General features: G+C 64.8%; 14 protein-coding genes. 9 read left to right on the top strand and 5 right to left on the bottom strand.

Annotated features, from left to right (window positions below):
- Window positions 1-675 (bottom strand): AraC family transcriptional regulator (locus RMQ73_RS11600; protein WP_310498406.1); only part of this gene is annotated, 675 nt, incomplete at its 3' end.
- Window positions 676-761: 86 nt separating this feature from the next.
- On the opposite strand from RMQ73_RS11600, the gene RMQ73_RS11595 reads away from it, so the two are divergent.
- From RMQ73_RS11595 to RMQ73_RS11585, 3 genes are all read left to right on the top strand, one after another.
- Window positions 762-1,583 (top strand): hypothetical protein, encoded by an 822-nt coding sequence (locus RMQ73_RS11595; protein WP_310498405.1) that lies wholly within the window; start codon window positions 762-764, stop codon window positions 1,581-1,583.
- 131 nt (window positions 1,584-1,714) lie between these two features.
- Window positions 1,715-1,906, top strand: a complete 192-nt coding sequence (locus RMQ73_RS11590) for a hypothetical protein (RefSeq protein ID WP_310498404.1) — start codon at window positions 1,715-1,717, stop codon at window positions 1,904-1,906.
- Between the two features lie 3 nt (window positions 1,907-1,909).
- The gene (locus RMQ73_RS11585; protein ID WP_310498403.1) at window positions 1,910-2,344 is read left to right on the top strand and encodes a hypothetical protein; all 435 of its coding nucleotides are present in this window, start codon (window positions 1,910-1,912) and stop codon (window positions 2,342-2,344) included.
- 294 nt (window positions 2,345-2,638) lie between these two features.
- On the opposite strand, the gene RMQ73_RS11580 is transcribed toward RMQ73_RS11585, so the two are convergent.
- The 3 genes from RMQ73_RS11580 to RMQ73_RS11570 are packed head-to-tail and all read right to left on the bottom strand — an operon-like array spanning window position 2,639 to window position 5,556.
- Window positions 2,639-3,439, bottom strand: coding sequence for a crotonase/enoyl-CoA hydratase family protein (locus RMQ73_RS11580; RefSeq protein ID WP_310498402.1), 801 nt, complete (start codon window positions 3,437-3,439; stop codon window positions 2,639-2,641).
- A gap of 9 nt (window positions 3,440-3,448) precedes the next feature.
- Complete coding sequence (locus tag RMQ73_RS11575; protein WP_310498401.1) at window positions 3,449-4,591, bottom strand: acyl-CoA dehydrogenase family protein; 1,143 nt, start codon at window positions 4,589-4,591, stop codon at window positions 3,449-3,451.
- Window positions 4,588-5,556, bottom strand: coding sequence for an acyl-CoA dehydrogenase family protein (locus tag RMQ73_RS11570; RefSeq protein ID WP_310498400.1), 969 nt, complete (start codon window positions 5,554-5,556; stop codon window positions 4,588-4,590). Before RMQ73_RS11570 ends, RMQ73_RS11575 begins: the two co-directional genes overlap by 4 nt.
- Window positions 5,557-5,665: 109 nt before the next feature.
- Between RMQ73_RS11570 and RMQ73_RS11565 the strand changes: the two genes are divergently transcribed.
- A complete protein-coding gene (locus RMQ73_RS11565; RefSeq protein ID WP_310498399.1) occupies window positions 5,666-6,553 on the top strand; it encodes an ABC transporter ATP-binding protein in 888 nt (295 codons plus the stop codon).
- A gap of 14 nt (window positions 6,554-6,567) precedes the next feature.
- Entirely contained in the window at window positions 6,568-10,152 is a 3,585-nt protein-coding gene (locus tag RMQ73_RS11560; protein WP_310498398.1) for a M1 family aminopeptidase, read from the top strand.
- 36 nt (window positions 10,153-10,188) lie between these two features.
- On the opposite strand, the gene RMQ73_RS11555 is transcribed toward RMQ73_RS11560, so the two are convergent.
- Entirely contained in the window at window positions 10,189-10,518 is a 330-nt protein-coding gene (locus RMQ73_RS11555) for a DUF6481 family protein (protein WP_310498397.1), read from the bottom strand.
- 150 nt (window positions 10,519-10,668) lie between these two features.
- On the opposite strand from RMQ73_RS11555, the gene RMQ73_RS11550 reads away from it, so the two are divergent.
- From RMQ73_RS11550 to RMQ73_RS11535, 4 genes are all read left to right on the top strand, one after another.
- A complete protein-coding gene (locus RMQ73_RS11550; protein ID WP_310498396.1) occupies window positions 10,669-11,292 on the top strand; it encodes a Pr6Pr family membrane protein in 624 nt (207 codons plus the stop codon).
- Window positions 11,293-11,302: 10 nt separating this feature from the next.
- Window positions 11,303-12,823 carry an AMP-binding protein gene (locus RMQ73_RS11545; protein ID WP_310498407.1) on the top strand — a complete coding sequence of 507 codons (1,521 nt, stop codon included), beginning with the start codon at window positions 11,303-11,305 and terminating at the stop codon, window positions 12,821-12,823.
- An 11-nt stretch (window positions 12,824-12,834) separates the two neighbouring features.
- Complete coding sequence (locus tag RMQ73_RS11540; RefSeq protein WP_310498395.1) at window positions 12,835-13,731, top strand: TraB/GumN family protein; 897 nt, start codon at window positions 12,835-12,837, stop codon at window positions 13,729-13,731.
- Window positions 13,732-13,919: 188 nt separating this feature from the next.
- The coding region (locus RMQ73_RS11535; RefSeq protein WP_310498394.1) for a 50S ribosomal protein L25/general stress protein Ctc at window positions 13,920-14,384 on the top strand (465 nt) is incomplete at its 3' end.

Here is a 14,384-nt window from a genome sequence, read left to right as displayed (position 1 = left end):
ATCGTCGGCCCGCTGGATCAGGACGCCGAAGACATAGCGCGGCTGCAGCGCGACTGGCCAGGTGGCAATCTGCGGATCGAACCGCATGGCGTTCCAGCCGCTGGAAAAGGTCACCGGGCACTGGAAGATGCGATCATATTCAGCCCGATAAGCCGGCGCCTTGTGGGTGACATGAACCTCCAGCACATGCGGCTTGGGCAGGAAGCGGCGCGGGCCGCAGACCAGCCGTGCAAAGGCCCCTTCGGTCAGTTCAGGAAAGGCGTCAGGATTGGTGCGGGTATCGACCATCCACATCTGCCCTTCGCGCATCGTGAGCGCGAAGCGCGGCCCCTCGCTGAGCCCCTCGGTCTCCAGCGTCAGCCGGCCAAGTCGCTGCATCTGGGCGAAGGCGTCGCCCATGGTGGCCGAGGCGTTCATGATCAGCCCGACGATCGACAGATCCGCCAGATCGACGGCCTCACCGAAATGCAGCGCCAGCGCCGGGTCGCCGCACAGGTCCTGCGCCGCGCGCATCACGGCCATATAGGTTTCGAACGGCAGGCGGCTGTCGGCATTATCGAGTTCGTTGGGCCGCAGACCGACCCTGGCCATCAGCGCCGCACGATCCGCGCCCCGATCGACAGCGAACGCGATCAGGCCAGCAACAAGCCCAGCTGATGCGGTCAGATTCGACATCGAAAGCACCCTTGGTGTTACAAACGGTCATGCGCGCGATACGCATGGTCATGGCACCGGACCGGCATATCGACAATCAGGGTTTCATGACATCCCGCATTGCCATTTCGTCCGTCCTGTTCGCCGCCGCCGCCGCGTTGCTGCCTTCGATCGCGCTGGCAAACAACTTGGAGGCCGGGCCGGGCGATCCGGTCTGGATGCATTTGGGCGCCGATGCCCTGTTATGGGCGCACATCACCGGCGGGGCGATCGGCATGGTGACCGGCGTCGTGGCGTTGGCCGCGCGCAAGGGCCAAAAGGTCCACCGCGCGGCGGGATCGGTGTTCTTCATGGCGATGTTCATGGCATATGCCATCGGCGCTGGCGTGGCGCCGTTCCTGGACACCGGGCAGCGGCCGAACTTCGTCGCCGGAATCATGGCGCTGTACCTGCTGGTCAGCGGCACCGTGGCGGCGCGGCGGCGTGATGCCAAAGCCGGTGCGCCAGAAGTCATCGGGCTCATCGTTGCCCTGTCGATTACCGCCGCTGGCGTGATCCTGATGCGGATGGGCGCAGCCAGCCCCAGCGGGACGGTGGACGGGTCGCCGCCACAGGCATTCTTGCTCTTCACCATTGCCGGCGCTTTCGCCGCCGCCGGCGAATTGAATTTCCTGGTGCGACGGCAATTGACCAACGTCGCGCGGATCGCACGGCATCTTTGGCGCATGTGCTTTTCGCTGTTCATCGCCTCGGGGTCGTTCTTCCTTGGACAACAACAGGTGTTTCCCGAGGCGTTGCAGGGCTCGGCGCTGCTGTCCGCGCTCGCCCTGGCGCCATTGCCGGTGATGCTGTTCTGGCTGGGCAAGGTCCGGTTCGACGACTGGCGGCGGGCGAGGGCGCCGGGAATTTCGGCGACGTTGGGCAATTGAATTGGCCATTAACCTGCTTGGTACGGGCCGCGTTCGGGGCGCGACGCCGTCTGCGCAATCCATCACCAACCGCGAGGAGGATAGCTGATGCACCCTGCAATTTACCTCATAACTATCGCGCTGACTTCGCAATGAAGCATGCGCCATCCTGCGCGGCCGCTCAGACGAGGTTGTGGGAAGAAGCCGATTTCAAGGCCCTTGCCGAAATCCATGCGGCAATGGCGGGCAGGAACACTGCGTCGTCGACGCAAATCGAAAACAAAATGGTGAGTCAGTCGCGATCGCTTGCAGCCATCGACGCCATCTTGAAGCAGGGAGTTTGAGCGATGGCAGCCAGAACCAACACCGGCGTTTCACTGCTCAGGCTCAACATCCTGCGCGCCTATTATGCCTTGATGGGGTTTGGCACAGCGGCGGTCTTCTGGCCGGCATTGCTCGATCATAGCCATGAGTGGGGCATCGCGAGCGGTGCGCAGTACAGCCTGCTTGCCGCCCTGTCGCCACTGGCACTGCTCGGGCTTCGTTACCCGTTGAAGATGATGCCTGTCATATTCTACGAATTTATCTGGAAGGCTCTCTGGTTCGTCTTCACCGCGTTGCCGCTCTACGCTGCGGACCGGATGACGGACGCTGTTTGGGCCAATGTTTACGCGTGCAGCATCGCGATCGTGCTGACCCCGCTCGTGCTGCCGTGGCGCCATGTCTGGCACATCTATTTCGCAGCGGCGGCCGAGCCCTGGCGCAGGACGTCGGCTGCGTAGCCGAGCAGAATCCTGCCGCGCCCCGGCGCGATACCGCAGCCGCCGTTCTGCAGGCGCAAGGATGTGAATAGGTGCCAATCCGCACTTGACCGGCCGGCGGCTCAACCACAGGCGGATGGCCGCCTCCGGCAAAGCAGCCTTTTGCACACCGATCAAGGAACGGCTTGAGCTGCGCCGGAATCAGGAATTCTTTTCCCGAGCAGATGAATGGCTGCTATCCCGCCAGTGTGTCCGGAAGTGGTGATTCCGGAAACGGCCCAATACCGGACATAAGCGCGGTGAGCGCAGATTACCTCAGCTCCCCGTAAACTTCGGCGCCCGCTTTTCCAGAAACGCCGCCATCGCCTCGCGGTTGTCGTCGGTTGCGTGCGCCAGCGCCTGCATGGCCGCCGACATATCGAGGATGGTGTCCAGGCTGGCGGTGCGGGCTTCCCAGAGCAGGCGTTTGGTCATGCGCACGGCCTGGGTGGGGTTGGCGGCGATTTTCAGCGCGATGGTGCGCGCCGCGCCCAGCAAATCGGCATCCTCGACGACGCGCGATACCAGCCCGAACGCCAGCGCCTCGTCGGCATTCAGCGTGTCGCCGGTCAACGCCATTTCAGCGGCGCGGGCGTGGCCGACCACATGGGGCAGCAGCCAGGCGCCGCCGTCGCCGGGCACGATGCCAAGCTTGACGAAGCTTTCGGCGAATTTTGCCGACCGGCCGGCGATGCGGATGTCGCACATCAGCGCCAGGTCGCAGCCGGCGCCCACTGCGGGGCCGTTGACCGCCGCGATGATCGGCACATCCAGCCGCGCAAAGGCACGCGGCAGCCGCTGGATGCCGCGCTTGTAATTCACCCGCGTCTGCACCGGCGCAGCGGCGGCAAGCCCTTCGCCGGCGGCCATTTTCTTGAGGTTGCCGCCTGACGAAAACGCGCTGCCCGCGCCGGTCAATATGGCAACGCGGGCTTCCGGGTCGGTCTCCAGTCGGTCGAGCGAAGCCAGAATCGCATCGACCATGTCGTTATCCGACACCGGGTTGCGCAGTTCCGGCTGGTTGAGCGTCAGCGTGACGACCGGGCCGTCGCGGTCATAGAGAACATGGTCGGTCATGCGTGTTTCCTATCTAATTCCAAGACCGCGCGCGATGATGCCGCGCAGGATTTCGCGCGTGCCGCCGCGCAAGCTGACGGACGGCGCCATCTGCACCGTGAAGTGCAGTGTTTCCAGAAAATCCTGCGTCATTTTCGCAGATGGCACATGGGCGACCAGCGCCCGGGCAATTTCGGGCACCTCCTGTTCGAACATGGCGCCCAAGTCCTTGACGATGGCCGCCTCCAGTGCCGGGTCGGCGCCGTCTTGCAGCAATTGCGCCACGCCGCGCGACATGTGGCGCAGCACGGCCAGATGTGCCGTCATGCGCCCGATGGGGGCATGGGCCGCAGCCGGTGCGTCCGCACCCAGCGCCGCGACCAGTCCCGACAACAGCGTCATGGTCGACAGGAACCGTTCCGGGCCGGAGCGTTCATAGGCAAGCTCGCTCATCACCTGCGCCCAGCCCTGGCCCTGCGTGCCGACCAGCGCGTCCTCGCCGACCGTCACATCGTCGAACACCACCTCGTTGAAATGATGGTCGCCCATCAGGTCGAGCACCGGGCGCACCGTGATACCGGGCGTGGTCATGTCGACGATCAGCTGGCTGGTGCCGGCCTGGCGGTCTGCACTGCTGCCAGACGTGCGGCAGAACAGGATCATCCAGTGCGCGCGATGGGCAAAGGTCGTCCATAACTTGGTGCCGTTGATGCGCCAGCCGCCCGGCATTTTTTCGGCGCGGGTGCTGACCGCGGCAAGGTCCGATCCCGACCCTGGCTCGCTCATGCCGATGCAGGCAAAGCTGGTGCCGGCGGCCATGGCGGGCAGCAGGCTGCGTTTTTGCGCCTCGGTGCCGTATTTCAGGATCAGTGGCCCCGATTGCCGATCGGCGATCCAGTGCGCCGCCACCGGCGCCCCGGCGGCAAGCAGTTCCTCGATGACGACATAGCGCTCCAGCGCGCTGCGATCGTGCCCGCCATAGGCGCGCGGCCAGGTCATGCCGATCCAGCCGCGTGCACCCAATGCGGCGCTGAAGGCCGGGTCATGGCCATTCCAGCTATGGGCGCGCTGCGCCGCCGGCATGGCCCCCAAGGTGTCGGCCAGAAACGCCCGCACTTCGCCGCGCAGGGCCTCGGCAGCGTCGGATGGAGGCACGGCGGGAAAATGCGTCACAGCGCCGTGACCATCGGCCAGAATGTGGGCGCGGCCAACGTAGCTGCGCCCAATTCTGCGGCCCAGTCATGCTCATTGCCAGCATCGTCGCGCCATTGCCACAGCGCGCGGGTGAACAGGTGAAGCCGGTGGTCGGCGGTGAAGCCGATGGCGCCGTGCAACTGGTGCGCGATGCCGGCACCGATACCGGCGGCTTCGCTGGCGCGAGCCTTGGCGGCGGCGATGGTCAGCCGGGTGTCGGCGCGGCCAAAGGCGCCGGCAGCCAGCGATGCGGCGGCGCCGGCTGCGGCGGCTTCGCTGGCCAGCCGGGCAAGGCCATGCTGCACGGCCTGGTTGCGGCTGAGCGGCTTGCCGAATTGCACGCGAGTGCCGGTCCATTCGGTGGTCATCGCCAATATCGTCGCCAGCGCGCCGGCGATCTCATGGGTGCGCAGAGCCGCCATCGCTGCCTGGATATCCACCTCGGGGGCCTTTGCCGCGACGGATGCGGCCACTGTCACCGAAGCGCGCGGCAGGCCCGAAATGCTGGGTTCGGCAAGCAGCGCCGGCGCCCAACTGCGGACCAGAGCACCGCCGCCGATGGCAATGATCTCCACGCCGGGCATTGCCCATGGCACACCCGCCGCACGGCCCGTCAATTGGCCGTCATTGATGGCCGCACCTGCCAGTACCGCAACCGTCGCCGGGCCGGTCGCGGGCGGCAGGCCGGCGAGACCCAGCAGCCAATTTGCCAGCATCGTCTCCGCGATTGGTCCAGGGCTGGCATGGGCGCCCGCCACCTCGGCCAGCGCCAGCGCATCGGCGCGTCCGATCCCGCTATCGGGGCGCAGCGCCAGCAGCAGGCCCGACTTGGTCATTGCCTGCCAACCATCGGGCAACCGGCCTGTCCTGCTTTGGCGCACGGCCACCTCGGGCAGATGCGTCTCCAGCAGCCGCCGGGCGGATTGGGTGATCAAATCGCGCATTGGCTTCCACGCTAAAAGGCTTTCCGATGCCATGCAAACATCCAGATATTCGCTGCTTTACACGGGCAATACACTTAGACTAAAACACGTGCGTAACCAAGGAATTCCCATGCTCACGCTTGAACATGTCACCCATGTCTACCCAAACGGCACGCGCGCGCTCGATGATGTGACGTTGTCCATCCCAAACGGCATGTTCGGGCTGCTCGGCCCCAATGGCGCCGGCAAATCGACGCTTATGCGCACTGTGGCGACGCTGCAAACGCCGACGCAGGGCAAGATACGGTTCGGCGATATCGATGTCATCGCCCAGCCCGAAGCGCTGCGCGAGACGCTGGGGTATCTGCCGCAGGATTTCGGCGTGTATCCGCGTGTGTCGGCCTATGACATGCTCGATCACATGGCGGTGCTCAAGGGGGTGTCATCGCGCGCCGACCGCAAGGCGACGGTCGAAACGCTTCTGAACCAGACCAATTTGTGGACGGTGCGAAACAAGGCCATCGCCGGGTTTTCGGGCGGCATGCGCCAACGTTTCGGCATTGCCCAGGCGCTGATTGGGGGTCCGCGCCTGATCATCGTCGATGAACCCACTGCCGGGCTGGACCCGGAGGAGCGCAACCGCTTTCTCAACCTGCTGGCCGAAATCGGCGAGAACGTCGTGGTCATCCTGTCCACCCATATCGTCGAGGACGTCGCCGATCTGTGCCCGCGCATGGCCGTGCTGGCCGCAGGGCGCATCCAGTTGCAGGGCGCGCCGCAGGACCTGATCGCGCAGGCACGCGGCAGCGTCTGGGCACGCACCATAACGCGCGACGAACTGGCAGAGCGCCAGGCGACGCATGAGGTGATTTCGACGCGGCTGTTTGCTGGCCGCACCATCATCCATGTGCTGTCCGATACCGACGCGGGTGACGGTTTCGCATCCGTCGAAGGCGGGCTGGAAGATGTCTATTTCGCCACGCTGGCGCGCTCGCGCCGCCCGGCGCTGGCCGCCTGAGCCGGGAGCGCCGCATGTTCGCAAGTATCGCCCGGTTCGAGCTGGGCTATCAGCTGAAAAATCCGGTGTTCTGGGTGGTCGCCATCCTGTTCTTCCTGATGACATTCGGCGCTGTCACCGTCGATGAAATCCAGATCGGCGCGGGCGGCAACGTCCATGTCAACAGCCCGCAGGCCATCGGGCAGATCCACATGATCCTGTCGCTGTTCTTCATGTTCGTGACGACGGCCTTTGTCGCCAATGTCATCGTGCGCGACGACGAAAGCGGCTTTGGCCCGATGGTCAAGACGACGCGCGTGGCCAAGTTCGACTATCTGTTCGCGCGCTTTGCCGGCGCCTTTGCGGCCGCCGCGCTGGCGTTTGCCGCTGTGCCGCTGGCGATCTGGATCGGTTCGATGATGCCCTGGCTGGACCCCGAAACCCTGGGTCCGAACAACCCGTCATATTATGCCATCGCCTATTTCGGGCTGGCGCTGCCCAATGTGTTCCTCACGGCTGCGATCTTCTTTGCGGTCGCCACCATGACGCGCTCGATGATGTATTCCTATGTCGGCGTCGTGGTGTTCCTCGTGCTCTATGTCGTGCTGAACGGCTGGCTGCGCTCCAAGCCGGAAATGCGGGAACTGGCCGGGCTGATCGAACCGTTCGGCTTTGCGGCGGTCGGCAACATCACCCGCTACTGGACCTCGTCCGACAGCAACACCATGATGCCGGCTTTGGCTGGCGACCTGCTGCTCAACCGGCTGATCTGGTTCGGCGCGGCGTTGCTGGCGCTGGGCCTTGCCTATGCAAGGTTCAGCTTTGCCGAGCGCGGCCTGTCACGGCGCGGCGCGGCAAAGGCTGCGAAAAGCGCTGCCCGGCTGGCAGCGACCGCGCCGATGACCGTTGCCGTGCTGCCGGCGCCGCGCCCTGCGCAGGCTGGGATGGCCCGGCTGACTGCGCGCACGCGCTTTGAAATGGCGCAATTGTTCCGCAGCCCGGCGTTTGCCGTGCTGCTGATCGTCGGGCTGTTCAATGCCGGCGGCTCGCTGTGGTTTTCCGGCGAGATCTACGGCACGCCGGCGCGGCCCGCGACCTTCGGGCTGATCTCGCTGCTGGCGGGCAGTTTCGGCATCATCCCGCTGATCATCGCCATCTATTATGCCGGCGAGCTGGTCTGGCGCGACCGCCAGGTCAAATTCCACGAGATCATGGACGCCACGCCGCTGCCCAACTGGGCCTATCTGGTACCCAAGGTGCTGGCGCTGGTCGGCGTGCTGTTTTCCACGCTCATGGTCTCGGTGCTGGCCGCCGTGCTCATCCAGCTGCTGCGCGGCTATACCGGCATCGCGCCGGAACAATATGCTGCCTGGTATGTGCTGCCGACCACGATCGAAATGCTGCTGCTGGCGGTGCTGGCGGTGTTCGTGCAGGCGCTCAGCCCGAACAAATACGTCGGTTGGGGCGTGATGGTTGTCTATTTGGTGGCTACCATCACGCTGGGCAATATCGGCTTTGATCACCCGCTCTACACCTATGGCGATACGCCCAGCGTGCGGTTTTCCGACATCAACCTCGACCGGCTCGGCGCGTCCGGGGCGTGGTGGCTGCGGCTGTACTGGGGCTTGGTGGCGCTGGTGCTGGCGGTGGGCGCGCATCTGTTGTGGCGGCGCGGCACCGACACCAGCATCATGCCGCGCCTGCGCCGGCTGCCGGCCCGGCTGCGCGGTGTGCCGCTGGCGCTGATCACGCTGGGCACTGCCGGCGCGGCGGCGGCGGGCAGCTATGTCTACTACAACACCAATGTGCTGAACGATTATCGCACCCGCGATGATGTGAGCCGGCTCAGTGCCGAATATGAGCGCAAGTATCTGAAGTACGAAAAGCTGCTGCAGCCCAGCGTCACCAATGTGCGCATGACCGTCGATCTCAAGCCGGCGATCCGCCGTTTCGATGCGGCCGGCCATTATGACCTCGTCAACGACACCGGCGCGCCCTTGCGCGATCTGCATCTGCGGCTCAGCGATCCCGACACAGAAATGGTGCGCGTCGATGTGCCCGGTGCAGTGCTGGCCAGCCGCGACGACACATTCAACTATCGCATCTACCGCTTTGCCGAGCCGCTGGCACCGGGCGCGAAATTGACTGTAGATTTTGCGACACGGCGCTGGAACCGGGGCTTTCGTGCCAATGGTGCCGACCGCACGCTGGTGGAAAACGGCACCTTTCTCAACAATGGCGATTTTGCGCTGGCCGTCGGCATGGACCGGAACGGGCTGCTGGCGGACCGCATCACGCGGCGCAAATTCGGGCTGACGGGTGAACTGCGCCTGCCCAAGCTGGAGGACGCCAGCGCCACGCGCCGCAACATGCTATTCAACGCGCCCTGGGTGATGAGCGATATTACCGTCATCACCGATGCCGGCCAAACCCCGATTGCGCCGGGCCGCCGGGTGTCGGACGTGACCGCCGCCGGCCGGCGCACGGCGCGTTTCGTGTCATCGGCGCCGATCATCGCGTTTTTCTCGGTGCAATCTGCCCGCTATGCCGAGGTGCAAGGCAAGGCCGGCAACGTCGCGCTGACCGTCTATCATCACCCGGATCACGGCTGGAACGCGCCGCGCATGATCCGCGCCATGCAGGACAGCCTTGCCTATTACACCGCCAATTTCGGGCCATATCAGTTCGACTATGCCCGGATCATCGAATTCCCGGCCTATGCCGAATTCGCTCAGGCCTTTGCCGGCACGGTGCCCTATTCGGAATCGATCGGCTTTTTGGCCAATGCCGCCGATCCCGACAAGATCGACTATGTCACCTACATCACCGCCCACGAGCTTGGGCATCAATATTGGGGCCATCAACTGGTGTCGGCCGACCAGCAGGGCGCGACCATGCTGGTCGAAACGCTGGCGCAATATTCGGCGCTGATGGTGATGAAAAAACGTTATGGCGACGACAAGATCCGCCGGTTCCTCAAGTATGAACTCGACAGCTATCTGCGCAGTCGCGGGTCCGAAGCCATCGAGGAACTGCCGCTCGGCCGGGTCGAGAACCAGGGCTATATCCACTACCGCAAGGGCAGCCTCGTGCTGTTCCTGCTCGCCGACCGGCTCGGCGAGGCGCGCGTCAATGCCATGCTTGCCGGGCTGCTCAAACAATATCGCTTCAAGGGTGCGCCCTATGCCGGGGCGCCGGTGCTTGTCGGTGGCTTCAAGGGCCTGGCCCGCAATGATGCCGAAAGGCAATTGATCAGCGATCTGCTGGAACGCATCACCATCTATGACCTCAAGGCCACAGGCGCGCAGACGCGCAAACTGGCCGATGGCCGCTTCGAAACGACGCTGACCGTGGCGGCGACCAAGGCGTATGCCGACGGCAAGGGCCGCGAAACGAAAACGCCGTTGGCCGATGACATCGACGTCGGCCTGTTCACGGACAAGCCCGGGGACGGCAGTTTCGACCGTGCCGCCGTGCTGATGATGGAGCGCCGGCCATTGCGGTCTGGCGAGACACAGCTGCGGCTAGTGACGGCGAAGAAGCCCAGCTTTGCCGGGGTCGATCCGTACAACAAATATGTGGACCGCAACAGCGACGACAATGTGGTCGCCGTGAAGTGACATTCCCTCTCCCGCTGGCGGGCGGGGGAATTGCGGTTACCGGACCCGCTGCTTGCGCGCGGCGTAGCGAGCGTCGCGGGCGGCCTTCAGCGCGGCATCGCGTGAAATGGCGTCCAGCCGCGCATGCTCGGCGGCGACAACCGCTGCGGCTTCGCGTGCAATGCGGTTTTCTTCGGCCTGGCGGGCCTTTTCGGCGCGTTCCAGCTTGCGCTCTTCTTCACGCTCGGCGCGCTTTTCGGCGGCACGGGCGCGGGCGGCCATTGCGTCTTCGCTCGGCGGCGGCGCGGCCTTGAACTTGTTGAGCTTGGCCAGCCGTGCTTCGGCAGCGGCTTTGGCACGGTCATTGTAATCGGGTAGTTTGAACATGCGGTGCCTGATAGCCCCGTCGGCATCCCGCTGCAACAGGCACCATGGTGTAATCCACGCCTGCGCGCCAAGAAAATCCAAAAAATCTGCCAAAAACCCCAAAAGCCGACAGGCTGTCATCCCGGCGGCAAAGCCGCTAGCGTGCCGGTCATGCAGGAAACCCCCAACGCCCGCCGCTTCGCCGCCATCATCGCCGTCCTTGCCGGCTGTGCGGTTGCCGCGCAGTTCGGCCTCAATCTCGCCAAGGGTGACCGCACCGCCGCTGAAGTCCTGCTAAGGCTTTTTGGCTATTTCACCATCTGGTCGAACACGGCAGTCGCTGTGGTTGCCGCACATTATGCCAGGCATGGCCCGGTCGGCCTGTCGCGCCCCGCCGTGCTGGCCAGCGTGCTGGTCTACATCATCGTCGTCGGGCTGATCTACAACACGCTGCTGATCGGCTTCAACCATGTCACCGGGTTGCGGCTGGTCATCGACCGGGTGCTGCACATGGCGGTGCCGCTGGCCTATCCGGTCTGGTGGTGGCGGTTCCGCCCGGCCGGGGCCTTGCAGTGGCGCGATCTGGCCGTTTCGCTGCCGGTGCCGTTCCTTTACTGCCTCTGGAGCCTGTACCGGGGGGCCGCGACGGGAAAATACGCCTATTTCTTCATCGATGTCGGCAAGTTCGGCTGGAGTCAGGTCATCGTCAATATCGCCGGGCTTGTGCTGTTGTTCATGGCCCTGATGGCCGCTGCAATCTGGGTTGACCGGCGCCGCCAGCCGGTCGTTGCTTGAGGATCTGACCATGCATCCGTTTCATCACGCCGCCAGCGATCCCGGCCGTCCCGCCATCATCATGGCCGGCACCGGCGAAACGCTGAGCTATGCCGGGCTTGAGGCGCGGTCCAACCAGGTTGCGCACCTGCTGCGCCAGCTTGGGCTGGCGCGCGGCGATACCATCGCCGTGATGATGCACAACCACATCGATTTCCTGCCGATCTGCTGGGGTGCGCAGCGGGCCGGGCTGATCTATGTTGCCATGTCCACCAAGCTCACCCCGGACGAAGCCGGCTATATCATTGCCGATTCGGGCGCCAAAGCGGTGTTCGCCTCGGCTGCGCTTGCTGGCGTCGCCGCTGCGGCAGCACCGGATTTGCCCGATGCGGCGCGGCTGGTGATCGGCGGCGCGGCGCCGGGCTTCACGCCGCTCGGTGCGGCACTGGCGGCCCAGCCAGAAACCCGCATCGCAGACGAAAGCACCGGCCGCGACATGCTGTATTCCAGCGGCACCACCGGCCGGCCCAAGGGCGTACGCGGGCCGCTGCCCGAAGGGCCGATCGATGCGCCCGACGGGCTGACCGGGTTGGTCGCCATGCTGTATCAGTTCAGCCCCGGCATGATGTATCTGTCGCCGGCGCCACTGTATCATGCCGCGCCGCTGCGGTATTGCATGGCAGCGCACAAGTTCGGCGGCACGGTCGTGGTCATGGAACGCTTCGACCCCGAAACCTATCTGACAATGGTGGAAAAATACCGCATCACGCACAGCCAACTGGTGCCCACCATGTTCGTGCGCATGCTGAAACTGCCCGATGACGCACGCGCGGCGCATGACCTGTCGAGCCTTAAGGTCGCTATCCATGCCGCAGCCCCGTGCCCCGTCGATGTGAAGCACGCCATGATCGCCTGGTGGGGGCCGGTGATCTATGAATATTACAGTGCCACCGAAGGCGCCGGCTTCACCTCCATCACGCCGCAGGAATGGCTGGCCAAGCCGGGCAGCGTCGGCAAATCCATCCTCGGCACCATCCGGGTGCTGGGCGATGATGACCAGCTCTTGCCGCCAGGGCAGACGGGCCGCATCTATTTCCACGGTGGCGGAACATTCTCTTATCACAATGACGCGGAAAAGACCGCCAGCGTCACCGGTGAACACGGCGCAACGTTCGGCGATATCGGCCATGTCGATGATGACGGTTATCTGTTCCTGACCGACCGCGCGGCGTTCATGATCATTTCGGGCGGCGTCAACGTCTATCCGCAAGAGGCCGAAAACGCCCTGACGCTGCATCCCGAAGTGGCCGATGTCGCCGTGTTCGGCATCCCCGATGCCGAAATGGGCGAGGCGGTACATGCCGTGGTGCAGCCGCGCGACATGGCCAGCGCGGGACCGGAACTGGAGGCTGAGTTGCTGGTCTTCATCCGAGGGCGCCTCAGCCATGTGAAATGCCCGAAACGCATTGATTTCATGGCCGAGTTGCCGCGTCACGACACCGGCAAGCTGTACAAGCGCCTGCTCAAGGACCAATATTGGGCCAAGGTGTGACAGGCCGAGGCGTGACAGCATCGCCCGCGCTGCGCTATGCCAGCGCGGTGCGGATCCTGGTTCTCGTCGGCCTTTGGTGGCTTGCCCTGCTTGCTGGTCCGGCGCTCGCCGCCCCGGCCTTGTGGAGCGTGAAAGGTCCCGCCGGCGAAGCGACCATCCTGGGCACCATCCACGCAATGCCGCCCGGCCTGAAATGGCTGACCCCGGGGCTGGCCCGCCGGCTGGACGCCGCCGACACGCTGGTGCTCGAAGCCATCCTGCCAGACGATCCGGCCGCGCTGGGGCCGATCATGGCGCGTTACGGCCTGCTTGCGGCGCCGCGCCCCATCCTTGGCCGCGTGCCCGTGTCCGCGCGCCCGGCGCTGGCCAAGGCGCTGGCCGCCACCGGCATGCCGCCCGCCGCGCTCGACAAGATGAAAAGCTGGCTGGTGTCGATCCTGCTGACACAGGCCGTTCTCAAGGAAGCCGGGCTGGATGCCAATTCCGGCACGGAAAACCAGGTGCGCAAGCGGTTGGCCGGTCGGGTGAAACTGGCCGAACTGGAGAGCGCCGAAGCGCAGTTCGCGATGCTGGATGGCCTGTCACAGGCTGATCAGGACAAGATGCTGGCTGAAGCCGTGGAGGACAGCAAGGCGATCAATCGGCAATTGCGGGCCATCCTGAAGGCGTGGCGCGCCGGTAATGTCGAGGTGCTGGCCCGGGATTTCGCCGGCGAAGGCAGTATTTCGCCAGGCGCACGCCGGCTGCTGCTGACAGATCGCAATGCCCGCTGGGCCGACTGGATCAAAACGCGACTGGCAAAGCCCGGCCGGTTGGTGATCGCTGTGGGTGCCGCACATCTTGGCGGCAAGGACGGCCTGATCGAGGGACTGCGGGCGCGGGGCATGAAGCCAAGGCGGATCCAGTAATCAGCTCCCCGCCGTTGTGGCGAAAAAACGGGCGGGGCGGCCAATCTGCGCCCGTTGGCTGGCCCTGCCCAAGCCGAACTTGCCTTGACCCGCGCTTTCGCCTATGGCCCGCCCCTTCGCCGTCATCCTATTCTGCATCCCTGGAGGCCGGGACGCGGCGAGAAACGAAAAATTTTCAGGAGCGAGCAATGAGTGAGACAATGAAGCTCGCGGCCCAGATGCGCGACATGGCAGGCAAGGGAGCCTCCCGCGCAGTGCGCCGTGAGGGCCGCGTACCGGCCGTGATCTATGGCGCTGGTGAAGCCGCAACCCCCATCCACCTCGAGGAAAAGCTGCTGGTCCGCCAGCTGCACACCGGGCATTTCATGAACTCGGTCGTCGAGATCGAGCTTGACGGTGTCGTGCACCGCACCCTGCCGCGCGATGTGCAGTTCCACCCGGTCAGCGATCGCCCGATCCATGTCGATTTCTATCGTCTGGTTGGCGATGCCGTGATCACCGTGCAGGTGCCGGTGCATTTCGTCGATGAAGACAAGTCGCCCGGCATGAAGCGCGGCGCGGTGCTCAACATCGTTCGCCACGAATTGCAGCTCGATTGCGCATCGAACGCGATCCCCGACCAGATCGACATCAGCCTTGCTGGTCGTGACGTT

Origin of the sequence: Sandarakinorhabdus sp., from assembly GCF_031430775.1 — a bacterium.
Taxonomy (GTDB): Bacteria; Pseudomonadota; Alphaproteobacteria; order Sphingomonadales; family Sphingomonadaceae; genus Sandarakinorhabdus.
This window is presented reverse-complemented; position numbering and strand designations above follow the sequence as displayed.

Coding starts and splice junctions, on each gene's coding strand:
- RMQ73_RS11570 (WP_310498400.1), bottom strand. CDS start 5,556: ATGCGCGATTTGATCACCCAATCCGCCCGGCGGCTGCTGGAGACGCAT.
- RMQ73_RS11545 (WP_310498407.1), top strand. CDS start 11,303: ATGCATCCGTTTCATCACGCCGCCAGCGATCCCGGCCGTCCCGCCATC.
- RMQ73_RS11550 (WP_310498396.1), top strand. CDS start 10,669: ATGCAGGAAACCCCCAACGCCCGCCGCTTCGCCGCCATCATCGCCGTC.
- RMQ73_RS11590 (WP_310498404.1), top strand. CDS start 1,715: ATGAAGCATGCGCCATCCTGCGCGGCCGCTCAGACGAGGTTGTGGGAA.
- RMQ73_RS11565 (WP_310498399.1), top strand. CDS start 5,666: ATGCTCACGCTTGAACATGTCACCCATGTCTACCCAAACGGCACGCGC.
- RMQ73_RS11560 (WP_310498398.1), top strand. CDS start 6,568: ATGTTCGCAAGTATCGCCCGGTTCGAGCTGGGCTATCAGCTGAAAAAT.
- RMQ73_RS11595 (WP_310498405.1), top strand. CDS start 762: ATGACATCCCGCATTGCCATTTCGTCCGTCCTGTTCGCCGCCGCCGCC.
- RMQ73_RS11585 (WP_310498403.1), top strand. CDS start 1,910: ATGGCAGCCAGAACCAACACCGGCGTTTCACTGCTCAGGCTCAACATC.
- RMQ73_RS11555 (WP_310498397.1), bottom strand. CDS start 10,518: ATGTTCAAACTACCCGATTACAATGACCGTGCCAAAGCCGCTGCCGAA.
- RMQ73_RS11580 (WP_310498402.1), bottom strand. CDS start 3,439: ATGACCGACCATGTTCTCTATGACCGCGACGGCCCGGTCGTCACGCTG.